Origin of the sequence: Streptosporangium sp. NPDC001559 (genome assembly GCF_042893955.1) — a bacterium.
Classification (GTDB): domain Bacteria; phylum Actinomycetota; class Actinomycetes; order Streptosporangiales; family Streptosporangiaceae; genus Streptosporangium.
Genome location: NZ_JBIAVG010000031.1, coordinates 25,275 through 44,702, shown reverse-complemented (window position 1 = coordinate 44,702; position 19,428 = coordinate 25,275). Strand labels below are relative to the sequence as shown.

At 72.0% G+C, this 19,428-nt stretch carries 20 protein-coding genes; 13 read left to right on the top strand and 7 right to left on the bottom strand.

The genetic code is table 11. The features are described 5' to 3' along the window. Positions 1-32: 32 nt before the first annotated feature. Together ACFYY8_RS41135 and ACFYY8_RS41130 are read left to right on the top strand one after the other, a co-directional pair. Complete coding sequence (locus ACFYY8_RS41135) at positions 33-2,573, top strand: DUF4118 domain-containing protein (RefSeq protein WP_390050521.1); 2,541 nt, start codon at positions 33-35, stop codon at positions 2,571-2,573. Further along, positions 2,570-3,238 (top strand): response regulator, encoded by a 669-nt coding sequence (locus ACFYY8_RS41130; RefSeq protein ID WP_390050520.1) that lies wholly within the window; start codon positions 2,570-2,572, stop codon positions 3,236-3,238. Before ACFYY8_RS41135 ends, ACFYY8_RS41130 begins: the two co-directional genes overlap by 4 nt. 95 nt (positions 3,239-3,333) lie before the next feature. Here ACFYY8_RS41130 and ACFYY8_RS41125 read toward each other — a convergent pair whose 3' ends face one another. From ACFYY8_RS41125 to ACFYY8_RS41115, 3 genes are all read right to left on the bottom strand, one after another. Further along, complete coding sequence (locus tag ACFYY8_RS41125) at positions 3,334-3,978, bottom strand: 4'-phosphopantetheinyl transferase (protein ID WP_390050519.1); 645 nt, start codon at positions 3,976-3,978, stop codon at positions 3,334-3,336. Further along, positions 3,975-4,814, bottom strand: a complete 840-nt coding sequence (locus ACFYY8_RS41120) for a metallophosphoesterase family protein (protein ID WP_390050518.1) — start codon at positions 4,812-4,814, stop codon at positions 3,975-3,977. Before ACFYY8_RS41120 ends, ACFYY8_RS41125 begins: the two co-directional genes overlap by 4 nt. Positions 4,815-5,015: 201 nt before the next feature. Then, positions 5,016-5,165, bottom strand: coding sequence for a hypothetical protein (locus ACFYY8_RS41115; protein ID WP_390050517.1), 150 nt, complete (start codon positions 5,163-5,165; stop codon positions 5,016-5,018). A gap of 411 nt (positions 5,166-5,576) precedes the next feature. Here ACFYY8_RS41115 and ACFYY8_RS41110 point away from each other — a divergent pair, with 411 nt between their 5' ends. The 9 genes from ACFYY8_RS41110 to plsX all read left to right on the top strand — a co-directional run bounded on the left by ACFYY8_RS41110 (position 5,577) and on the right by plsX (position 12,994). Further along, the gene (locus ACFYY8_RS41110; protein ID WP_390050516.1) at positions 5,577-6,194 is read left to right on the top strand and encodes an SIS domain-containing protein; all 618 of its coding nucleotides are present in this window, start codon (positions 5,577-5,579) and stop codon (positions 6,192-6,194) included. Next, positions 6,191-6,895 (top strand): SIS domain-containing protein, encoded by a 705-nt coding sequence (locus ACFYY8_RS41105; RefSeq protein WP_390050515.1) that lies wholly within the window; start codon positions 6,191-6,193, stop codon positions 6,893-6,895. The genes ACFYY8_RS41110 and ACFYY8_RS41105 overlap by 4 nt, the downstream gene beginning before the upstream one ends. Before the next feature lie 78 nt (positions 6,896-6,973). Beyond that, entirely contained in the window at positions 6,974-7,798 is an 825-nt protein-coding gene (locus ACFYY8_RS41100; protein WP_390050514.1) for a hypothetical protein, read from the top strand. After that, positions 7,795-7,965 carry a hypothetical protein gene (locus tag ACFYY8_RS41095; protein ID WP_390050513.1) on the top strand — a complete coding sequence of 57 codons (171 nt, stop codon included), beginning with the start codon at positions 7,795-7,797 and terminating at the stop codon, positions 7,963-7,965. Before ACFYY8_RS41100 ends, ACFYY8_RS41095 begins: the two co-directional genes overlap by 4 nt. A gap of 60 nt (positions 7,966-8,025) precedes the next feature. Next, positions 8,026-8,403 (top strand): hydrogenase maturation nickel metallochaperone HypA, encoded by a 378-nt coding sequence (locus tag ACFYY8_RS41090; protein ID WP_390050512.1) that lies wholly within the window; start codon positions 8,026-8,028, stop codon positions 8,401-8,403. A gap of 191 nt (positions 8,404-8,594) precedes the next feature. After that, positions 8,595-9,644 (top strand): polyprenyl synthetase family protein, encoded by a 1,050-nt coding sequence (locus ACFYY8_RS41085; RefSeq protein WP_390050511.1) that lies wholly within the window; start codon positions 8,595-8,597, stop codon positions 9,642-9,644. Further along, on the top strand, positions 9,641-11,101 hold the full coding sequence (locus ACFYY8_RS41080) for a phytoene desaturase family protein (protein ID WP_390050510.1): 1,461 nt from the start codon (positions 9,641-9,643) through the stop codon (positions 11,099-11,101). The genes ACFYY8_RS41085 and ACFYY8_RS41080 overlap by 4 nt, the downstream gene beginning before the upstream one ends. Further along, complete coding sequence (locus ACFYY8_RS41075; RefSeq protein WP_390050509.1) at positions 11,098-12,033, top strand: phytoene/squalene synthase family protein; 936 nt, start codon at positions 11,098-11,100, stop codon at positions 12,031-12,033. The genes ACFYY8_RS41080 and ACFYY8_RS41075 overlap by 4 nt, the downstream gene beginning before the upstream one ends. After that, positions 12,026-12,994: a phosphate acyltransferase PlsX gene (gene plsX, locus ACFYY8_RS41070; RefSeq protein ID WP_390050508.1), complete on the top strand. Its 969-nt coding sequence runs from the start codon at positions 12,026-12,028 to the stop codon at positions 12,992-12,994. The genes ACFYY8_RS41075 and plsX overlap by 8 nt, the downstream gene beginning before the upstream one ends. A 14-nt stretch (positions 12,995-13,008) precedes the next feature. Here the strand turns inward: plsX and ACFYY8_RS41065 are convergent, their stop codons facing one another. After that, positions 13,009-13,650, bottom strand: coding sequence for a spheroidene monooxygenase (locus tag ACFYY8_RS41065; protein WP_352012598.1), 642 nt, complete (start codon positions 13,648-13,650; stop codon positions 13,009-13,011). Between the two features lie 49 nt (positions 13,651-13,699). On the opposite strand from ACFYY8_RS41065, the gene ACFYY8_RS41060 reads away from it, so the two are divergent. Continuing rightward, positions 13,700-14,326: a glycerol-3-phosphate acyltransferase gene (locus tag ACFYY8_RS41060; RefSeq protein ID WP_390050507.1), complete on the top strand. Its 627-nt coding sequence runs from the start codon at positions 13,700-13,702 to the stop codon at positions 14,324-14,326. Here ACFYY8_RS41060 and ACFYY8_RS41055 read toward each other — a convergent pair. Genes ACFYY8_RS41055 through ACFYY8_RS41045 form a run of 3 tightly spaced genes read right to left on the bottom strand, consistent with a single transcriptional unit; the run spans position 14,259 to position 17,709 of the window. Next, positions 14,259-15,407 carry a glycosyltransferase gene (locus ACFYY8_RS41055; protein ID WP_390050506.1) on the bottom strand — a complete coding sequence of 383 codons (1,149 nt, stop codon included), beginning with the start codon at positions 15,405-15,407 and terminating at the stop codon, positions 14,259-14,261. The two genes, ACFYY8_RS41060 and ACFYY8_RS41055, sit on opposite strands and share 68 nt — an antisense overlap. Beyond that, on the bottom strand, positions 15,404-16,879 hold the full coding sequence (locus ACFYY8_RS41050) for a phytoene desaturase family protein (RefSeq protein WP_390050505.1): 1,476 nt from the start codon (positions 16,877-16,879) through the stop codon (positions 15,404-15,406). Before ACFYY8_RS41050 ends, ACFYY8_RS41055 begins: the two co-directional genes overlap by 4 nt. Continuing rightward, positions 16,867-17,709, bottom strand: a complete 843-nt coding sequence (locus tag ACFYY8_RS41045; RefSeq protein WP_390050504.1) for a carotenoid biosynthesis protein — start codon at positions 17,707-17,709, stop codon at positions 16,867-16,869. The genes ACFYY8_RS41050 and ACFYY8_RS41045 overlap by 13 nt, the downstream gene beginning before the upstream one ends. A gap of 870 nt (positions 17,710-18,579) precedes the next feature. On the opposite strand from ACFYY8_RS41045, the gene ACFYY8_RS41040 reads away from it, so the two are divergent. Then, positions 18,580-19,386 carry a sterol desaturase family protein gene (locus ACFYY8_RS41040; RefSeq protein WP_390050503.1) on the top strand — a complete coding sequence of 269 codons (807 nt, stop codon included), beginning with the start codon at positions 18,580-18,582 and terminating at the stop codon, positions 19,384-19,386. Positions 19,387-19,428 lie beyond the last annotated feature (42 nt).

Below are 19,428 nucleotides of genomic sequence, written 5' to 3'. Positions count from 1 at the left end.
GTAGGAGGACGGGAGAAGGAGGTGAGCGGGCGATGAGCGGGGCGCGCGGGAAACTGCGGATCTACCTGGGCGCTGCCCCCGGCGTCGGCAAGACCTACGCGATGCTCGACGAGGGGCACCGGCGCCTGGGGCGCGGCACGGACGTGGTCGTGGGGCTCGTCGAGACCCACGACCGGCCCCGCACCGCCGCGCTGCTCGAAGGCCTGGAGGTCGTCCCCCGCGCGACCCTGGTCCACCGGGGGGCGAGCTTCACCGAGCTGGACGTGGACGCCGTCATCGCCCGCAGGCCGAAACTGGCGCTGATCGACGAGCTGGCGCACACCAACGTGCCCGGCTCACGCAACGCCAAGCGCTGGCAGGACGTGGAGGAGATCCTGGACGCGGGGATCGACGTCATCTCCACCGTCAACATCCAGCACCTGGAGTCGCTCAACGACGTCGTCCAGGAGATCACCGGCGTCCCGCAGCGCGAGACCGTCCCCGACGAGGCGGTACGGCAGGCCGACGCCGTACAGCTGGTGGACATGGCGCCGGACGCGCTGCGCCGCAGGATGGCCCACGGCAACATCTACCTGCCGGAGAAGGTGGACGCCGCCCTGTCGAACTACTTCAGGGTCGGCAACCTCACCGCGCTGCGGGAGCTGGCGCTGCTGTGGGTCGCGGGCAAGGTCGACGACCAGCTCGACCGCTACCGCGCCGAGCACGGCATCGCCGGGACCTGGGAGGCGCGTGAACGCGTCGTGGTCGCGCTGACCGGCGGCCCCGAGGGCGACACGCTGGTACGGCGGGCCGCCAGGATCGCCGCCAGGACCAAGGGCGCCGACCTGATGGCCGTCCACGTCACCCGCTCCGACGGGCTGAACGGCACCGACCCGGCGCATCTGGCCCGCCAGCGCGCCCTGGTGGAGAGCCTGGGCGGCACCTACCACCAGGTGGTCGGCGACAGCGTCCCGCGCGCGCTGCTCGACTTCGCGGGCGGGGTCAACGCCACCCAGCTCGTGCTCGGCGCCTCCCGCAGGGGACGTTTCGCGCAGCTGTTCTCCCGGGGGGTCGGGGTCACGACGACCGCGCTGTCCGGCTCCATCGACGTCCACATGATCACGCACGGCGAGGTGGGCCGGGGAGCCGGGCGCGACCGGCCGAGGGCGGCGCTCACCCTCGGCCGCAGGATCGCGGGCTGGGCCATGGCCCTGCTGGGCATCCCGGCGATCACCGCGCTGCTGGTCCCGCTCAGGGACGGCCTGAAGCTGTCGAGCGCGATCCTGATGTTCCTGCTCATGGTGGTCTGCGTCGCCCTCGCCGGGGGGATGTGGCCCGCGGTCACCGCGGCCGTCGCCGGGTTCATGCTGCTCAACTACTACTTCACCCCTCCGGTCGACCGGTTCACCATCGCCGACCCGGAGAACCTCTTCGCGCTCAGCGTCTACGTGCTGGTCGCCGTCATGGTCAGCGCGGTGGTCGACCTGGCCGCCAGACGGACCAGGGAGGCGGCCAGGGCGAGCGCGGACGCCGAGGTGCTGTCCACCCTGGCGGGACACGTGCTCAGAGGGGAGGCGGCGCTGGCGTCCCTGCTGGCGAGGCTGCGCGAGACCTTCGGGCTGACCTCCGTCACGCTGCTCGAACGCACCGGTGAGCCCGCTCCCGACGACCGCTCAGAGCCCGCGGCGTGGCGGATCGCGGCCACCTCGGGAGGCCCGCCCTGCGCCACCCCCGGCACCGCCGACACCGACGTGGTGATCGACCGCGACCTGGTGCTCGCCGCGCGCGGCAGGCTGCTCGACGCGGCCGACCGCAGGGTCCTGGAGGCCTTCGCGGCGGAGGCGGCGGTCGCCCTGCGCCAGGAGCGGCTGCGGCGTGAGGCGGACCTGGCCGGGCCGCTGGCCGAGGCCGACAGGATGCGCACCGCGCTGCTCGCCGCCGTCAGCCACGACCTGCGCACCCCGCTGGCCTCGGCCAGGATCGCGGTCGACAGCCTGCGCAGCACCGAGATCGACTGGAGCGAGTCGGACCGGCGGGAACTGCTGGCCACCGCGGACGAGTCGCTGGTCAAGCTCGACCGGCTGGTCGCCAACCTGCTCGACATGAGCCGCCTGCAGGCGGGGGTGCTCGGACTGGCCCTCGAACCCGTCGCGGTAGGGGAGGTCGTCCCGCGCTCCGTCGACGACCTCGGGCCGCTCGGCGACCGTGTCGAGGGCGACATCCCGCCCGGCCTGCCCGAGGTCGTCGCCGACCCGGCCCTGGTCGAGCGGATCCTGGTCAACGTGATGTCCAACGCGGTGCGCCACACCCCCGGAGGCCACAGGGTCCTGGTCACCGCCAGCTCCTACGGCGACAGCGTCGAGGTCCGCGTCATCGACCGGGGCCCCGGCGTGCCGAGGGAGGCGCACGACCGGATCTTCATGCCCTTCCAGCGCCTGGGCGACCGCGACAACCACACCGGTGTCGGCCTCGGCCTCGCCCTCTCCAGAGGGCTGGCCGAGGCGATGGGCGGGACGCTCACGCCGGAGGAGACACCAGGGGGAGGTCTCACCATGATCCTGAAACTGCCCATCGCCCCCGAGGGGCGGACATGACCCGCGTCCTCGTCGTCGACGACGAACCGCAGATCCTGCGCGCGCTGCGCATCAACCTTCTGGCCAGGCACTTCGAGGTCGCGGTCGCCGACGGTGGCGGCGCCGCCCTGCGCGAGGCCGCCGACTGGCGCCCCGACCTCGTCGTCCTGGACCTCGGGCTGCCGGACATCGACGGGATCGACGTCATCCACGGGCTGCGCGGCTGGACCAAGGTGCCGATCATCGTGCTGTCCGGGCGGGCGGGCAACCAGGACAAGGTCGAGGCCCTGGACGCCGGGGCGGACGACTACGTCACCAAGCCGTTCAACATCGACGAACTGCTGGCCCGCATCAGGGCCGTCACCCGCAGGACCGCCGTTCACGAGGCCGAGCTCGCCCACGTCCAGGTCGGCGCGCACGTGGTCGACCTGGCGGGCAAGACGATCTCCGGAGGGGTACGGCTGACGCCGACCGAGTGGCACCTGCTGGAGATCCTGCTGCGCAACCCGGGCAAGCTCATCAGCCAGCGCCAGCTGCTGACCGAGGTCTGGGGCGCCGCCTACGTCAGGGAGACCCACTACCTGCGCCAGTACATGGCCCAGATCCGCAGGAAGCTGGAGCCCGACCCGGCCCGCCCGGTCCACCTGCTCACCGAACCCGGCATGGGCTACCGCTTCCAGCCCTGAACGAACCCCGTCCTGGAAGGGCGGGGCGACCACGCCGACGACGCCGGCGTGGCGACGGGACAGCACCGTAATCCAGAGAAATCAGGAAAGACGGCTCATGCCGCACGGGGGCGCGCGATGGCCGTCATCAGCAGGCCGCCGGACACCAGCCAACGGCCGTCGAACCCCGTCAGCGGGCGCCCCTCGACCAGCGGGCCCTCGACGAGGATGCGGGCGCTGAAGACGCCCGAAGGGTCGAAGGTGACGTGGGCCTCCTCGAAGCCGAGCCAGCGCCGGGCCAGGGGATACCAGGCCTTGTAGACGCTCTCCTTGGCGCTGAACAGCAGCCGGTCCCAGTGCACGTCCCCGCCGAGCAGCTCGAGCTCCTTGCGCTCGCCCTCCGAGGAGACGGCCCCGAGCACGTCCTCGGGGAGCGGCTCGTGGGGCTCGGCGTCGATGCCGACGGTCAGGGCCTCAAGCGAGACGGCGGCGGCGCGGTAGCCCGCGCAGTGAGTGATGGCGCCCGTCACCCCGCCGGGCCACGTGGGCGCCCCCCGCTCGCCGGGCAGGATCGGCACGGGCGGCAGCCCGAGACCGGCCAGCGCCCGCCTGGCGCAGTGGCGCGCGGTGGTGAACTCGACCCGCCGCTTGCCGACCGCGCGGGCGATGACGGCCTCCTCCTCGGGGAACAGCGTGGCCTCGGGCGGGTCGTCGAAGGCCTCGGCGCTCGCCACCCAGGACGGCAGAATCCTGTCGATCACGAGGCCGCCCCGGGGGAGGACAGGATCAGGCGCGGCCTGCCGGGCGGGGTCGGCCGGGGCCGCCACTCACGGGGATAGCCGAGGGAGACCTCCTCGAAGCGCACGCCGTCGTGCCAGGTCGTCCTGGGGATGTGCAGATGGCCGTAGACGACCGCGGCGGCGTCGAAACGCAGGTGCCAGTCGGCGGTCAGCTCGGTGCCGCACCAGATCGCGAACTCCTGGTGCCGCAGGATCCTGGTCGGCTCACGGACCAGTGGATAGTGGTTGACGAGCACGGTGGGCACGCCCGCGGGGCGTTCGGCGAGCCTGCGTTCGGTCTCGGCGATCCTGGCCCGGCACCAGGCGGCGCGGGAGGGGTACGGGTCGGGGTGCAGGAACATCTCGTCGGTGCACACCACCCCCTTCTCGTACGCCAGGGCCAGTGCCTCCTCCTCGGTCGCCGCGCCGGGCACCCGGAAGGTGTAGTCGTAGAGCACGAACAGCGGGGCGACGGCCACCGGCCCGCCGGGCCCGTCCCACACCGGATAGGGGTCCTCGGGGGTCACCACCCCCAGGTTCCGGCAGACCTTCACCAGATGCCGGTAGCGCTCCTCGCCGCGCAGCTGGACGGGGTCGCTGGGATGGGTCCACAGCTCGTGGTTGCCCGGCGCCCACACGACCTTCGCGAAGCGCTCGGAGAGCAGGCGCAGTGCCCACTCGACGTCGGCGACCGCCTCGGAGACGTCCCCGGCGACCAGCAGCCAGTCGGAGGGGGAGTCCGGTCGCAGCCCCTCGACGATCCTCCGGTTCTCCTGGTATCCGATGTGCAGGTCGCTGATGGCCAGCAGCGAGGTCATGCTTGCACCGCCCTCGGTGGTTCAGAGGTCTCCCGGGCCACGGCGGCTCCGGGGTCGTCCGCCGGGGCGGGCCCACGCGGCCGCGCCGTACGGCGTCGCCGCCTCCGTCCCCGTCCGCCCCGATGCCAGGAAGATATCCGGAACCTCCGCGATCACCAAGAGGGTGGGTTCGGGGAGCCACGGCCGTACGGCACGGGCGGGTCAGGGCGGGCGCCGGTCCCCGGAGAGGGTGAGCGCGCGTTCCAGCAGGCCGAGCAGCCGGGCGTGCTCCCGGCCGCCGCGGTGCTCCGGGGGGAAGGCGTTCAGCGCGGCCCGCAGCCAGCAGGCGGCGACCCCCGGAGCCGACTCCATGACCGCCACGGCGGCCTCGCCCAGGGCCGTCAGGTGCTCGTGCTCCGTACGCGTGGGTCTCGCGGCGGTGCTCCGGCCCGTCCCCTCGGGGGGCGAGCCCGACCGTGGCCGCGCCCGTCTTCCGTGCGCGGTTCTCTCGCATGTGCTTCTCTCACGCGTGGTGCGGACCCGCTTCCGCTGGACCGCCGACTTATCGCCCGCCACGCCATCACCCGACCAGACCGGCTCCATAATGTCAATATTACCTACCGATTTACAGGGTATCTCTGCGGTGTGCGGCCTCGGGCGCGGGAGACCGGTGGCGGCATGCCCATGATCAGACCTTTACCCCGGTTTGCAGCGCCGGAGGTGTCGGCGTCTCGGACACGCGTCGTAGCCTGACGACTACCGCGGACAACGGAGCGTTCACCCATGCCAGTGACATCGACCATGCATCCGGCTGTCGGCGCGGCCTTTCTCAGACGTGACCGTGCGGGCCGGGCACTCGCCGCGGACGCGGAACGCGTCGCCCTGGCCTGCCGTGAGATGGCGTCGCGGTTCCGCAGGGGCGGAAAACTGATCGTCTTCGGCAACGGCGGCTGCGGCACGGACGCGGCCCACATCACCGCCGAGTTCATGCACCCGGTCATCGTCGGCAGACGGACGCTTCCCGCGCTGGCGCTGAGCAACGACTGCGCGACCGTCACCGGGGTGAGCGGAAGGGAGGGCCTCGCCGAGGCCTTCGCCCACCAGGTGCGCCGCTGGGCGGATCCGGCCGACATGGCGCTGGGGATCTCCCGCGACGGCCGCTGCGAGAACGTGCTGCGAGGTCTGGAGACGGCGGGGGAACTGGGCCTGCTGACCGTCGCGCTCACCGGGGGCGACGGCGGGGCCGTGGCCGGGCGAGGCGCGGCCGACCACCTGCTGACCGTCGACTCCGACGACCCCGCCGTGGTCAAGGAGGTCCACGTGACCCTCTGCCACCTGCTGTGGGAACTGGTCCACGTGTTCTTCGAGAAGGCGGGACCCGTGGGCGAGGGGGCGCGATGAGCACGCTTGAGGAGCCCGCCGCCGGGGCGGTGCCCGCCCTCTACCCCCTCCCCGTCCCGGCACGGCGGATCGCCGCCTCCGCGCGATCCGACTCCGGCGCGGCGCTGGCGGAGGCCCGCAGGTCGGCCGAGGAGAAGGCGGCCGAGATCGTACGGCTGCGCTGGCAGGTCGCCGAGGTCGCGGGCGACGAACTGGCCGAGTGCGCCCAGGAGATGGCCATCAGGTTCGCCGCGGGAGGCAGGCTGTTCGCCTTCGGCAACGGCGGCGGCAGCACCGACGCCCAGCAGGTCGCGACCGCCTTCCTGCACCCGGCCTACGGCCTGTCGCTGCCCGCCCTCAGCCTGACCGGCGACGTCGCCGTGGTCACCGCTATCTCGAACGACGTGGGATTCGAGGCCGTTTTCGCGCGTCAGCTGGCCACGCTCGGGCGGCGCGGCGACATCGCCCTCGGCCTGTCCACGAGCGGCGGCTCCTTCAACGTCCTCCGGGCCCTGGAGGAGGCCGCGCACCAGGGCATGCTCACCATCGGCCTGGCCGGGGACCAGGGCGGCAGGATGGCCGGGCTCGGCCTGCTCGACTATCTCTTCGTCATCCCGTCGTCGTCGGCGCACCGAGTCCAGGAGGCCCAGGCGACGGTCTACCACGTGCTGTGGGAGCTCACCCAGCGAGCGCTCGGGGTGAACCCGCCGGGCACGGGCTGAGGGCGGGCGGCGACAGAGCGGCGACAGAGCGGCGACGGGGTATCGGCGGGCGACGGGCGCGAGGTGGCGGGAGGCGGCATGACGGCGCGGACTGGACAGGACGGGACCCCCTCCGGCGTGCCCGCGCGGATCGCCCGCAGGGTCGCCGACGCCGTGCTGTACCGGGACCGATCGCCCGCGGCGCCGGGGGAGCGGCCGGGAACGCTGGTGCCGCCGGGACGTCCCGAGGAGGAGGGCACCTCGTGGAGCGTGACCGAGTGCCTGCTCGAACGGGCGCAGGACGCCTCGGTCCACCTGTGCCTGCGCTTCCTGCACCTCAGGAGGTGCGGTGTCGAGCGCACCCGGCCGGAACCCGGGGAGGGGACCTTCCTGTCCTACGACGAGGCGACCGAGCGCGAGATCGGAGTGTCCTTCCCGCTGGCCGTACTGCTCGGCGGGGAGCGGACGACGGAGGTGAACGTTCCCGGGGACCGTTTCGCCGAGCAGATCCGCGGTCCCCGCGGCGGACCGGAGGGGCGTGTGGTCTGCGAGCACCTGCCGTTGAACGCGGCCCTCACGACGAGTGCCGAACGCCTGGCCGGGCCGTGCGGGCTCATCCGGCTGCGTGTCGTGGCGCGCAACACCGCGCTCCTGATCGGGCGGGGGGTCTCGGGCGAGTACGCGCTGCGGCGGTCGCTGCTTTCGGCGCATCTGATCGTCGAGACCGACGGCGGGGGCTTCGTCTCGCTCGCCGATCCCCCCGAATGGGCCGGGCCGTTCGCCCGCGCCTGCCGTAACGAGCACACCTGGCCCGCGCTGGTCGGTGAGCCGGGGCACCGTGACGCGGTGCTCTCTTCGCCCGTGGTCCTGCCCGACCACCCGGACGACCCCGCGCAGGCGGGGGATGAGGAGGCCATCGCGTGAGGAGCTTCGCCACGGGAGGAGGACTGCCGCGACGTCCGCTGACCACGGTGACGACGGCGGTGACGACAGCGGTGACGAGGGCGCTGGTGACGGGGACCGGCTGGGTGGTCTACCGGGTCCTGCCTCGTCTCGGACGCCGAGGCGGCCCGGAGAACGGCGGGATGTGACACTCCGCGCAGAGGGAAGCCGCTGAGGAACAGGACGAATCGGGAACGAGGGAATCGGGCATGCACGAGTTCGGGGTCGCGGAGGCGATCCTCATCGCGGTCGAGGAACGCGCGGAGGGCCGGAGGGTGGGCCGGGCCAGAGTGCACGCGGGCGCCTTCCTCCGGGTGACGGAGCCGGAGATCAACCACGCCTTCGCCAAGGTCGCGGAGGGCTCGCTGGCCGAGGGGGCGAAGGTGGAGCTGCTCATCGTCCCCGCCCAGCTCATCTGCCGCAGGTGCGGCCAGACCGCGGCCGCGTTCGTCCCGCGCGCTGTCTGCGTCGAGTGCGACGGCACCGACGTCGAGACCGTGGGCGGCGACGACCTCTTCCTCGATTCCGTCCAGTTCCTGGAGTCCGCCCAGGTCGCCGGGCCTGCGGACGTGCCGGAGCACGGTTGATCGCACCAGGGTGTTTTATGGCCTTTTTTGCGACTTCTTGCGTGATGGGGTGATTTATTAACACGGAGCCCGGGGATGGATCGTCAGAGAATGCGACGATCATGGCCCATTCCGGCTCGCTCTCCGGTAGGCGCATCCGAATGCGGTTGCGGCTGCGAAGTTACCCCCAACAAGACAGAGGAGCGACGCCCATGGTCACCGTCACCCGCGAAATCGATCATCTTCGCGAGCGGATGAGCCGCTACCTGGACGAGTTCCTGGAGCGGGAGACAGCGGAGATGACCTTCCTGGGCGAGGACCTCGACTTACTACGGCGCACCCTGCTCGGTTTCGTCCGCCAGGGCGGCAAACGCCTCAGGCCCGCCTTCGTCCACTGGGGGCACCGGGCGGCGGGAGGCGAACCAGGGGACGAGGCCGTGCTCGCCGCGGGCTGCGCGGTCGAGCTCGTGCACGCGTGCGCGCTGATCCTCGACGACGTGATGGACGAGGCGGAGACCCGGCGGGGGAGGGCCGCCGTGCATCTCGCGCTCGCCGAGCACCACGGCGAACGGGGCTGGCGGGGGGACGGGCGGCGTTTCGGGGAGTCGGCCGCGACCCTGTTCGGCATGCTCGCCTACACCTGGGCCGACGCGGCGCTGCTGCGCGCAGGGCCCCACCTCACCGACGCGTTCGAGGTCTTCACCCGGATGAGGACCGAGGTCGTCGGCGGTCAGTATCTCGACCTCGCCTACGCGGCCGGGGGAGCGAGCAGCCCGGTCGAGGCCGCTCGGGTCGCGACCTACAAGTCGGCCAAGTACACCATCGAGCGCCCCCTGCACCTCGGCCACGCCGTCGCGGGTGGCGACCCGAGGCTGCGCGCCCCGCTCAGCGCCTACGCCCTGCCGCTCGGGGAGGCGTTCCAGCTGCGCGACGACGTGCTCGGTGTCTTCGGCGACCCGGAGGTCACCGGCAAACCCGTCGGCGCCGACCTGCGCCAGGGCAAACACACCTGGCTCACCGCGACGGCCAGGGAGCGGGCGGGCCGGTACGACGCCGCGCTGCTCGACGACGTCCACGACGAGGCGGACGTCGCGGCGGCCCGACGGCTGATCGTCACCACGGGAGCCCTGGAGACGGCCGAGGAACGCATCACGGACCTGGTCTCCCTGGCCAGGACGGCCCTGGACGGGGCGGACCTGCCGACGGAGGTCGTGCGCGGGCTCGGCGAACTGGCCGACCTGGCGACGCGGAGGCGGGCATGAGCCCGGTCGTGGTCGTCGGCGCCGGGCTCGGCGGCCTGGCGGCGACGGTCAGGCTGGCCGCGGCGGGCAGGGACGTCACGCTCGTCGAGGCCAGGGACGTGCCCGGAGGCTGCTGCGGCTCCGTGAGCCTGGACGGCTACCGCTTCGACACCGGCCCCTCCGTGCTGACCATGCCGCAGGTGCTGGCCGACGTCTTCGCCGCGGCAGGGCACGACATGGAGGGCCTGCTGCCGCTGCGGCGTCTGGACCCCTACTACCGGCTGCGTTTCCACGACGGTTCCCACCTGGACGTGGTCGCCGGCCGGGATGCCATGGCCGAACGGGTACGCGAGCTGTGCGGAGCGGCCGAGGCCGACAGGTATCTCCGTTTCAGGGCGAGGCTCGGCGAGCTCTTCACCGCGGAGTGGCACGACTTCATCGACCGTGACGTGACACGGTTGCGGAGCCTGCTGCGCCCTCTCGCCCTGGCGAGGCTGGCCTCTCTGGGGGGACTGCGACGCCTCGACCGGCTCGTCAAGGCCCACCTCACCGACCCCAGGCTGATCAGGGCGCACACCTTCCAGTCTCTGTACGTGGGGTTGTCCCCTCGTCAGGCCCTCGGCATCTACGCCGTGATCGCGCACATGGACACCGTCGGCGGTGTCTTCTTCCCCGCCGACGGCGGCATGCACGCCATCCCGCAGGCACTGGCCGACGTGGCGCGGAAGGCCGGGGCGCGCATCAGGTACGGCACGCGGGCCGTCAAGGTCGAGACCGGCCACGACGGGGTCCGCGCGGTACGGCTCGACACCGGCGAACGCCTGCCCGCCCGGCACGTCGTGGTCGCCTGCGACCTGCCCGGCGCCCATCAGGGACTGCTGCCGCCCGAGGCGAAGGACTGGCGCCTGCGCCGCCCCCGTTTCTCGCCCTCGTGCCTGGTCATGCACTTCGGCCTCGACCGGAGGCTGGCCGACCAGGCTCACCACACGCTGCACTTCGGCCACGACTGGGACTCCGGCTTCTCCGCCCTGCGCGCGGGCAGGCCACAGCCCGACCCCAGCCTGCTGGTCACCTACCCCGAGTCCGACTCCTCCGCCGCCCCCGAGGGCCACGCGACGCTCACCGTGCTGGAACCGACCGCGAACCTGCGTGGCGACGGAGACTGGACCCGTCTGACCCCGTACCTGCGCGAACGTCTGCTCGGCAGACTGGCCGACCTCGGCTACGGCGACCTTTCGCAGACCTCCCGGCTGACCTTCGACCCGCCCGCCTGGGCCGGGCTCGGCCACTCGGCGGGCACCCCTTTCGCCCTGGACCACCGCTTCACACAGACGGCCTGGTTCAGGCCGGCGGGCGCGGCCGGCCGTGTCCCCGGCCTGCACTTCGCTGGAATGCACACCGCCCCCGGCGTCGGCGTGCCACCGGTGCTGATCTCCGGGAGGCTGGCCGCGGAACGCATCCTGAGGACACCCCGATGACCCTGGCGCCTCCGGTGACGCTGACCACCAGCTACGAACTCTGCCGCAGACTCAACGCCCGCCACGGCCGCTCCTACTACCTGGCGACCCGGCTGCTGCCTGCCTGGAAACGTCCCCACGTGCACGCCCTGTACGGTTTCGCGCGCCGTGCCGACGAGATCGTGGACTCTTTCGCGGTGACCGGGGACCGGGCGGCCGCGCTGGACGGTTTCGCCGTACGTACGGCCCACGCCCTCACGGGTGTCCCCCAGGACGATCCGGTGCTTCCGGCGTTCGCGCAGACCGTGCGCTCGTTCGGCATCGACCACGGCGACATCGAGGCGTTCCTCGCCTCGATGCGGGCCGACCTGACCGTCAGCCGCTACACCACCTACGACGACCTGCTCGGCTATATGGAGGGGTCGGCGGCGGTCGTCGGCACCATGATGCTGCCGGTTCTGGAGGCGCTGCCCGGTATGGGGGAACGGGCCCGCGAACCCGCCAGGCAGCTCGGGTTCGCCTTCCAGCTGACGAACTTCCTGCGTGACGTGTCCGAGGACCTGCGACGCGGCCGGGTCTACCTGCCGCTGGAGGATCTGGAGAGGTTCGGGGTACGGGTCGCAGACCTGGGGCGGCCCACCCCGACCCGCGCCCTGCGCGAGCTGCTGGCCTTCGAGACCGAGCGGGCCCGTGAGCACTACAGACGCGCGGCCGGGGGGATCGACCTGCTGATCCCCTCCTCCCAACCGTGCGTCCGCGCCGCCCACGAGCTGTACGGCGAGATCCTCAGCCGTATTGAGGCGGCCCGCCACGACGTCCTCGGAACCAGGGCGGTCGTGCCGCTGGGCCGCAGACTGGCCGTCTTCACCCGGCACCTGTACGCGGCCTGCGTGGCGGACAGGGCCGAACGCCGGGTGAGCACCCGGAGTCCCCAAGGAGGGCGCGATGCCTGATCCGGTGGCCGTCGACGCCATGGGCGGAGACCACGGCCCAGCCGAGACGGTCGGCGGCGCGGTCGTGGCCAGCCGCGAGTACGGCGTCCCCGTCGTGCTCGTCGGCAGAGCCGGGGAGATCCGCCGGCACCTGGCGCGCCACGGCGCCCTCGGGGAGATCGGCGTGGTGCACGCGGAGGAGGTGATCCCGATGGACGAGCCGGGCGCGGCGGCCACCGAGGCCGCCTCAAGCCTGAGGATCGGCTGTGAACTGGTCGGGCGGGGCGACGCCTCGGCGTTCGTGTCCTCGGGTCCGACCGGGGCCGTCGTGGCGTGTGCCGTCCGCGGCATCGGCAGGGCGCCGGGCGTGCTCAGGCCCGCCCTGGCCGTCGCCCTGCCCTCGGTGACCGGTGGCGCGACCGTGTTGATCGACGCCGGGGCGACCGCCGATCCGGTGCCGGAGATGGTCGCCCAGTTCGCGGTGCTCGGCACCTCCTACGCCCGGCTGGTCCTCGGCGTGCCGGACCCGTCCGTCGGCCTGCTGTCGATCGGCTCGGAACCCGGGAAGGGGAACCGGGTGACCCGTGGGGCGGGGGAGCTGCTGTCCGGCCTGCCCCTGCGCTTCCACGGCAACGTCGAGGGACACGATGTGCTGGCCGGGACCGTGGACGTGATCGTCACCGACGGGTTCACCGGCAACATCGTGCTCAAGAACGTCGAAGGGACGGTGCGCGCGGCGCTCACCCTGGTCGCGGAGGGGGGAATCGCCACCTCCGAGGCGTTGCGTGAGGTCACCCGCCGCTATGACCCCGAAACCCACGGCGGGGCGGCGCTGCTGGGTCTGCGCGGCACCGTCGTCGTCGCGCACGGCGCGTCCGGGGCTGCGACGATCGCACGGGCCTGCGTGGTCGCCCGTGCCCTGGCGGACGGCGGCGTCATCGGCCGTCCCGAGGACCGGTCCGCCGCCGAGTCCGTTCGATGAGCCGGGCGCTCCCCTCAGGCGATGGGGTCGGCGCCGTTCCAGGTCCCCTCACTGGCGTACGGCGCGAACCGGGCGAACAACTCCTCGGAGTACCACCGCTGTGCCCTGGTTCGCTCGATCACCTCCCGATGCGCCCGTCCCCGGTAGGCGAAGTCCCGTACCGCGCCCGTGTCGCGCCACAGCGAGAACGTCGCCTGTCTGGCCAGCGGCCACTCGCCGACGCCGACGCAGGCCAGACAGCCGTCCTGGCCCAGCAGGAGACGGTCGACGCGGGGAACGGACCGGTAGAACGCCACCAGCCGGGACGGCCGGATCGACGCCCGGGTGAGTACGGCCACCGGCCCGCCGCCCGCCGCGTCGTCTCCGCCCGCCTCCGGTATGCCGGAGCCGAACGGCTCGACGCCGCCCCACCTCCCGCGCGAGGCCAGCGGTCTCAGCCGCACCTGCCATGCCTCCACGGCCCGCCCGCGCCAGCGCGCCACGATCGGGGAGGTCGCGAGGAAGCCGTCGAGGGCGGCCTCGTGCCGCCAGACCGCGAACAGCGCCCAGCGGCGCAGGTCCGCGCCCAGGCTCATCGACGCGCCACGGCCGGTGCCGAGCAGCCGCCAGAACACCAGCCCGTCGGTGCCCGTGAGTGAAGGCCGGTCGAAGGCCATGTGACCGACAGCCCCCAGATCCGCATATCTGACGAGATGGAATGAGGCGATGACTCCCGGACCGCTCTGCGCGCTGGTGACTCTCATCGGCGGCTACCTCCTGGGATCCGTGCCGGTCGCCGTACTGGTCGGGCGGACCCACGGCTTCGATCCCCGTGAGACGGGGGACCGCAACCCCGGCTTCTGGAACGTCATGCGGAGTCTCGGCTGGCGGGCCGCCGTACCCGTCTTCGCGGGCGACACCCTCAAGGGCACGCTCGCCGGAGGGCTGGCCCTGGCGGTGAGCGGCGCGCACACCACGGGGACCGGTGTGGTCGCCGGCGGCAGCGTCGTGCCGGTGTACCTGGCGGTGGCCGCCGCGATGGCCGGGCACGCATGGCCGGTGTTCGCCGGATTCAGGGGCGGCCGGTCCGTCCTCGCCTTCGTCGGCGGCTTCGCCGTGATCTGCCCCCCGGCCTTCCTGCTGGGCGTCGCGGCCCTGGTCCTGACCGCTCTGCCCGCGCGTTCCTTCGCGGCCGGGGCCAGGGTCGCGGTTTTCGGCCTGCCGCTGCTCCAGCTGTTCTTCACCCCGATCGGGCAGGTGGCCGCGACCGGGGCGCTGATGTGTCTCATCGGCCTTCGCTTCGGGCAGGCCGCCCGGTCCTCCCACGCGGGCCGGGCGGCGGACGGTACGTGAGACCGCCCGTCTCCGCCGCGGGGTAGCGGCGGCCACGCCACGAGCGCACGGGGCGCAGCGTCGCCTGCGTCAGCCGTACGGCCGTCAGCGGATCCAGCAGCGGAGAAAGCAGCACGCCGGGCCCCGGTACGGCGTAGCTGCCGCGCAACGCGCGGGCCAGCAGTGTCCGCGCGGCCAGCAGTCCCAGATCGAGACGGGTCGGCCTGCCGGAGAGCAGCCGCAGGACGGGCAGGGCGGTCGTCAGCCAGACGACCGCCAGGTCGGCGGCCTGCCAGCCGGGCCCGGTGACGTCGCGCAACGGCAGCGACCTGCCCCACTCACGCCACACCCCGGCGGCGGACTCGTGCATGTCCACCTCCAGCAGCCCGCCCGCGTCCAGGAGGGTGACCGCCCAGCCGTCCGCCGCGAGGAGCCTGGCCAGCGCCACGTCGTCGGTCATGTGCCCGCGCACCCTGCCGAACCCGTCCGCCTCCAGCATCGCCGTACGGCGGAAAGCCATGCACTGGCCGTTGGCCACGACCCGGTGGGGAGGCGGTGGCGTGGACGGCCCGATCGGGCCGAACCGGTAGACCAGCGTCGCCAGGAAGGAGGCGTGCAGTGCCTGCTCGGCGACCCCGTCGCAGACGAAGCGCGGACCCGCGCTGACCAGGTCGTGGTGCGCCAGGGCGGCGGTGAGCGCCCCGACCAGGCCGGGGGCGGGCCTGGTGTCCGCGTCGAGGGTCACCACGACGTCGTTGACCGCGGCCGTGACCCCCTGCCGCAGCGCCCACTGCTTGCCGACCCAGCCACGGGGCGGCGGCGTGCCCGCGACGACCCTGGCGCCGAGCCCGGCCGCCAGGGCGGCGGTGCCGTCCCGTGACTCGTCGTCCACGACGACGACCTCGGCCACCGCGGGATCGGCCAGGAGCGCCTTCAGGCAGGGACCGATGCGCTCCTCCTCGTCGCGGGCCGGTACGACCACGGAGACCGGCGCGTCCGCCGCCGCCGTGGGATTCAGCGGAGGCAGGCGGTCACGGCCGCGGGCGAGTCGCACCGCGGCGGTGACCGCGGCCGCCGCCTGGAGCACGGTCAGTGCCCTCATCGGAGTCCTCGTCGGCGTGCCCGGATACGCGGACGGCGGACGTCCTCCTTCAGGGAGAGGTCCTCCTCCACGAGTGAGGCCACGATGCGACCGCCCAGCGTCACCAGCGGCAGCCCGCCGCCGGGATGCGCGGAACCGCCGACCAGGTAGAGGCCACGTCTGGGCCCTCTGTTGCCCGGACGCCTGAAGGGCGCCAGCGGGCCGTCGTAGGCGCCGCCGTAGATCGCCCCACCCCATGCGCCGTAACGGTCCCGCAGATCGGCGGGGGTGAACAGGTCGACGAAACGCAGCCTTCCCGACAGGTCGTGACCACGCGCGGCCAGGCGTTCCAGAACCAGGTCCCGGTAGGCGGGCGGCGACATCGGCCATCGCAGCGGATCACGGGCGGGGACGTTGACCAGCATCACCCAGTTCTCCGCGCCGTCCGGTGCCTGCGACGAGTCGTCGACGGCCGAGCAGCCGACGTAGACGGTCGGATCCTCCGGAGGCCTGTGCCGCTCGAAGATGTCGGCGAACTCCCGCCGGTAGTCGGCTGAGAAAACCACCGAGTGGTGCGCCAGCCCTTCGGTCCTGCCCTCGACGCCGGCCAGCAGCAGGAACGCCGAGGACGACCTGCCGAGCCTGGCGATCCGACGCAGCCGCCGCCGGTCAGGCAGGAGCCGCCCGTACAGCGCCGCCGCGTCGACGTTGGCGATCACCACGTCGGCCCGCTCGCGTTCTCCCGAGGCGAGCCGTACCCCCAGGACACGCTCCGAGTCGGCGAGCACGTCGGTGACCTCGGTGCACAGTGCCACCTCGACCCCGGCCTCCTCAAGCCGTGCCCGCAGGGCGTCCGCCAGACGGGGCAGGCCGCCACGCACGTACCAGCCGCCCTGTCCGTGCTCGAGGGCGGGGACGCACCCCAGCGCCGCAGGAGCCCGGTAGGGGTTCGCCCCCGCGTAGGTCGCGTACCGTCCCGTGTACTGCCGCAGGCGGGGATCGGTGAAGAAACGCCTGGCCAGACCGTCGAGCGTACGGCCTGGCGCGACCGCGAACAGGTCGGACGGTCGTGCTTCCGCGGGCGGCCGGTCGATCGGACCCGCGAAGAACGTGCGGTGCGACGCCTCAAGACAGGTCTGCCCCCAGCGGTGGAAAGCCAGCCAGTTTCGGCCCTCCCCGGGCGCGAGCCGGTCGACCTCCGCGGCCATGGCGCCGGGATCCCGGCGGGCCGTCAGCACCGAGCCGTCGGCGAAGCGGTAGCGGCACAGCTCCCGGGGTTCGACGAGGTCGAGGCCGAGCCCGGCGAACAGATGCGGCATGGTCAGCAGCGATGGGCCGAGGGAGAAGACGAAGCCGTCGCGCCGGTGCTCGGCCAGCTTGCCGCCGAGGCGGTCAAGCCGCTCGTACAGGCGCACCCGGTGGCCCCGTCCGGCCAGCAGAAGGGCGGAGACCATCCCGCCGACGCCGCCTCCCACCACGATCACGTCTGCCACGCGCGACTCCTTCTTCTGATGCCCGACCAGGCGGCCACGGCGAAGCACCCCATGCAGACCCCTCCCAGGACGGCCACCAGGAGGTCGGGCGGGGTGAAGACCACCGCGAAGCCGACCGTCTCCATCAGGGCCATCACGGTGTAGAGACCCACGAGCCCCGCGCTCGTCGTGGTGCCTCCCGCGGTGATTCCGTCGATCAGGACCATGACCAGCAGCGAGACCAGCAGCCAGCCGACGAAGTTGCTCAGCGGGACACCGCGGTAGGGCCCGGGGACATGCCAGGTCCACAGGCCGAGCCGCGTCATCTGCGGGTCGAGGAACAGGTCCCAGGCGGTGAGCGCGCAGGCGCCGAGCACGATCCGGGTGGCCCGGCCGCCCCGTGAAACCGTCGTGGCGGCCAGTGCCGTAGCGTGCGCGGCCAGTCCCATGCCGCCCCAGGCGAGCGCCACGATCACGGGAACCCCGCCTGGCCGCGGCCAAAGGACGTCGGTGTAGTCGTAGTCGCCGAACGGAAGCCCTGTTCTGACGCCGACCCACTCGGCGGCGTACCCCGCCGCGGCTGCGGCGCAGAGGGCCGCGGAAGCCCTGAACGGACCGTACGTCCCGGCGGCGAAGGCCAGGGCGCAGACCGTGAGCAACAGCACGATCAGACCGGTCAGCCGGGCGGGCCGGGAGTCGAGCCCGGACACGACCTGCGCCGCGACCATGGCGGTCAGCAGGATCCCGCCCGTCGCGTCAGGAAGGGACGGTCTGGTGCGCGGGGCGCCCCGGGCGTCCGCCGTCGTGCCAGGACCCGGCCGTCCGCTGCTCATCTTCTCGCTGTGCCCCACGAACGGTCATTCGAGCGTTGCCCCATGGTCAGATTCACTTTGGCCTCCCGGAGTCCGTGCTGTTCCTCACGGTTTTCCCTCCGCCCGCGCCGTGCCGCGCCGCTCCACGCGCGGAGCGGCGCGGCACGGGAGGGGAACGGAGGGTGTCGCGGCCGAAACTTTTTCGGAAATCCGAGACGAGGTTATCCGCCACCACGAATATGCCTCAAAGGTTGGCGCGAAATACTAATTTAACCAATCATTTACATGGTTTGCGCTGCATGTACCTTATGTACATTACTTGCTCATGTAAAACTAGAAAGGGTTGTCCGTAAACCTGATTTGGGGCTGAAATAATAGATTATTAACCGTGCCCTCAAACCCGGGTTTCTGTCATTGCATCTATAGGTTGAGGGTGGCCTGCAAAAAATCTGGTCCGCGTCATATTGATTCCAGTTGGTGCCTGTGGTTACGTCTGAATGTCGAACGATGGGGGGTGAATTACCGCATTGTCCGCACATGGGAAAATTGTCGCCAGCCCAAATCTGCCCAGGTCAAAGCCATTTTGGAGTACTGTGACGTTGTCCGGACTCTTGATAGAGGGATGTCATGCGCGAGAGCGTCTTCGGGGGAGGGGGGGTGAAGATGACGGGCTTCGGGGGAGCTCTCCCGTTCCACCGGAGGTCGCCGCCGTGATTTCCGTATCCGCCGTTCCCTTGACCGATTTGCGGTCGTTCGAGTCTTTTTAGGTGGATGCGTGGCATGGGTATTATGTTCGAACAAGTGTCGCAACGGCGGCGAAGATTAAACAGTTTCACGTTTCCGGCGCGCCGTCTCGTGCGCCGTTGCGCCTACCCCGTCCTTCTCGTCGCCGTCGTTTCGACAGCCGTGGTGGCCATAGGCCGCCACCTGGATCTCGGTCAGGTCAGCGCTCTTTTCCTGGCCGGCACGATCGCATACCTCGCACTGCTCGAACGGGTGGTCCCCTACGAGCGTGGCTGGCATCCCGACCGCCGCGAATGGGGCTGGTACGGTCTCTACCTCGTGCTGACGCTCGCCACCAGCAGCGTGGCGCAGTTCCTGGTGACGACCCTCGTCGGCGTCCTGGCGGTCCGGGTCCCGATGCTCCCCCTGTGGGTGGAGATCCCCGCAGCCCTTCTCGTCGGCTCGCTGGCCAGCTACGTGGTCCACCGGCTCGCGCACACCCGCCCCCTGTTGTGGCGCCTGCACGGTGTCCACCACGTCCCCGAGAAGGTCAACGTCGCCAACAACGGCGTCAACCACGTCTTCGACGTCCTGTTCGAGCAAGGAATCGTTCAGCTGTCGCTGGCGCTGGCCGGCTTCTCCCAGGAGGCGGTCTTCGCGGTCGGCCTGTTCGTCGCCGCGCAGGGCTACTTCGTACACGTCAACGCCGACATCCGCATCGGCCCGCTCAACTACGTCTTCGCGAGTCCAGAGCAGCACCGTCTCCATCACAGCGCCGACCTGTCGGAAGCCGGTCACTACGGCTCCGACCTGTCGATCTGGGATCTCATGTTCGGCAGCTTCACATGGCGTTCCGGCCGCACACCGGTCGCCGTAGGGCTGACGGACCCCGCGTCCTTCCCCAGGACGGACGCAGTCCTTGCCACCTTCTCCCACCCCTGGCGCCGACGCCCCGCGGTGTCGTCGCCCGAGGCCGGTGGCCCGGCCGTCTGACCAGGCCGGGAACGCGCGCCGTACGGGCGCGTCCACTGTTGT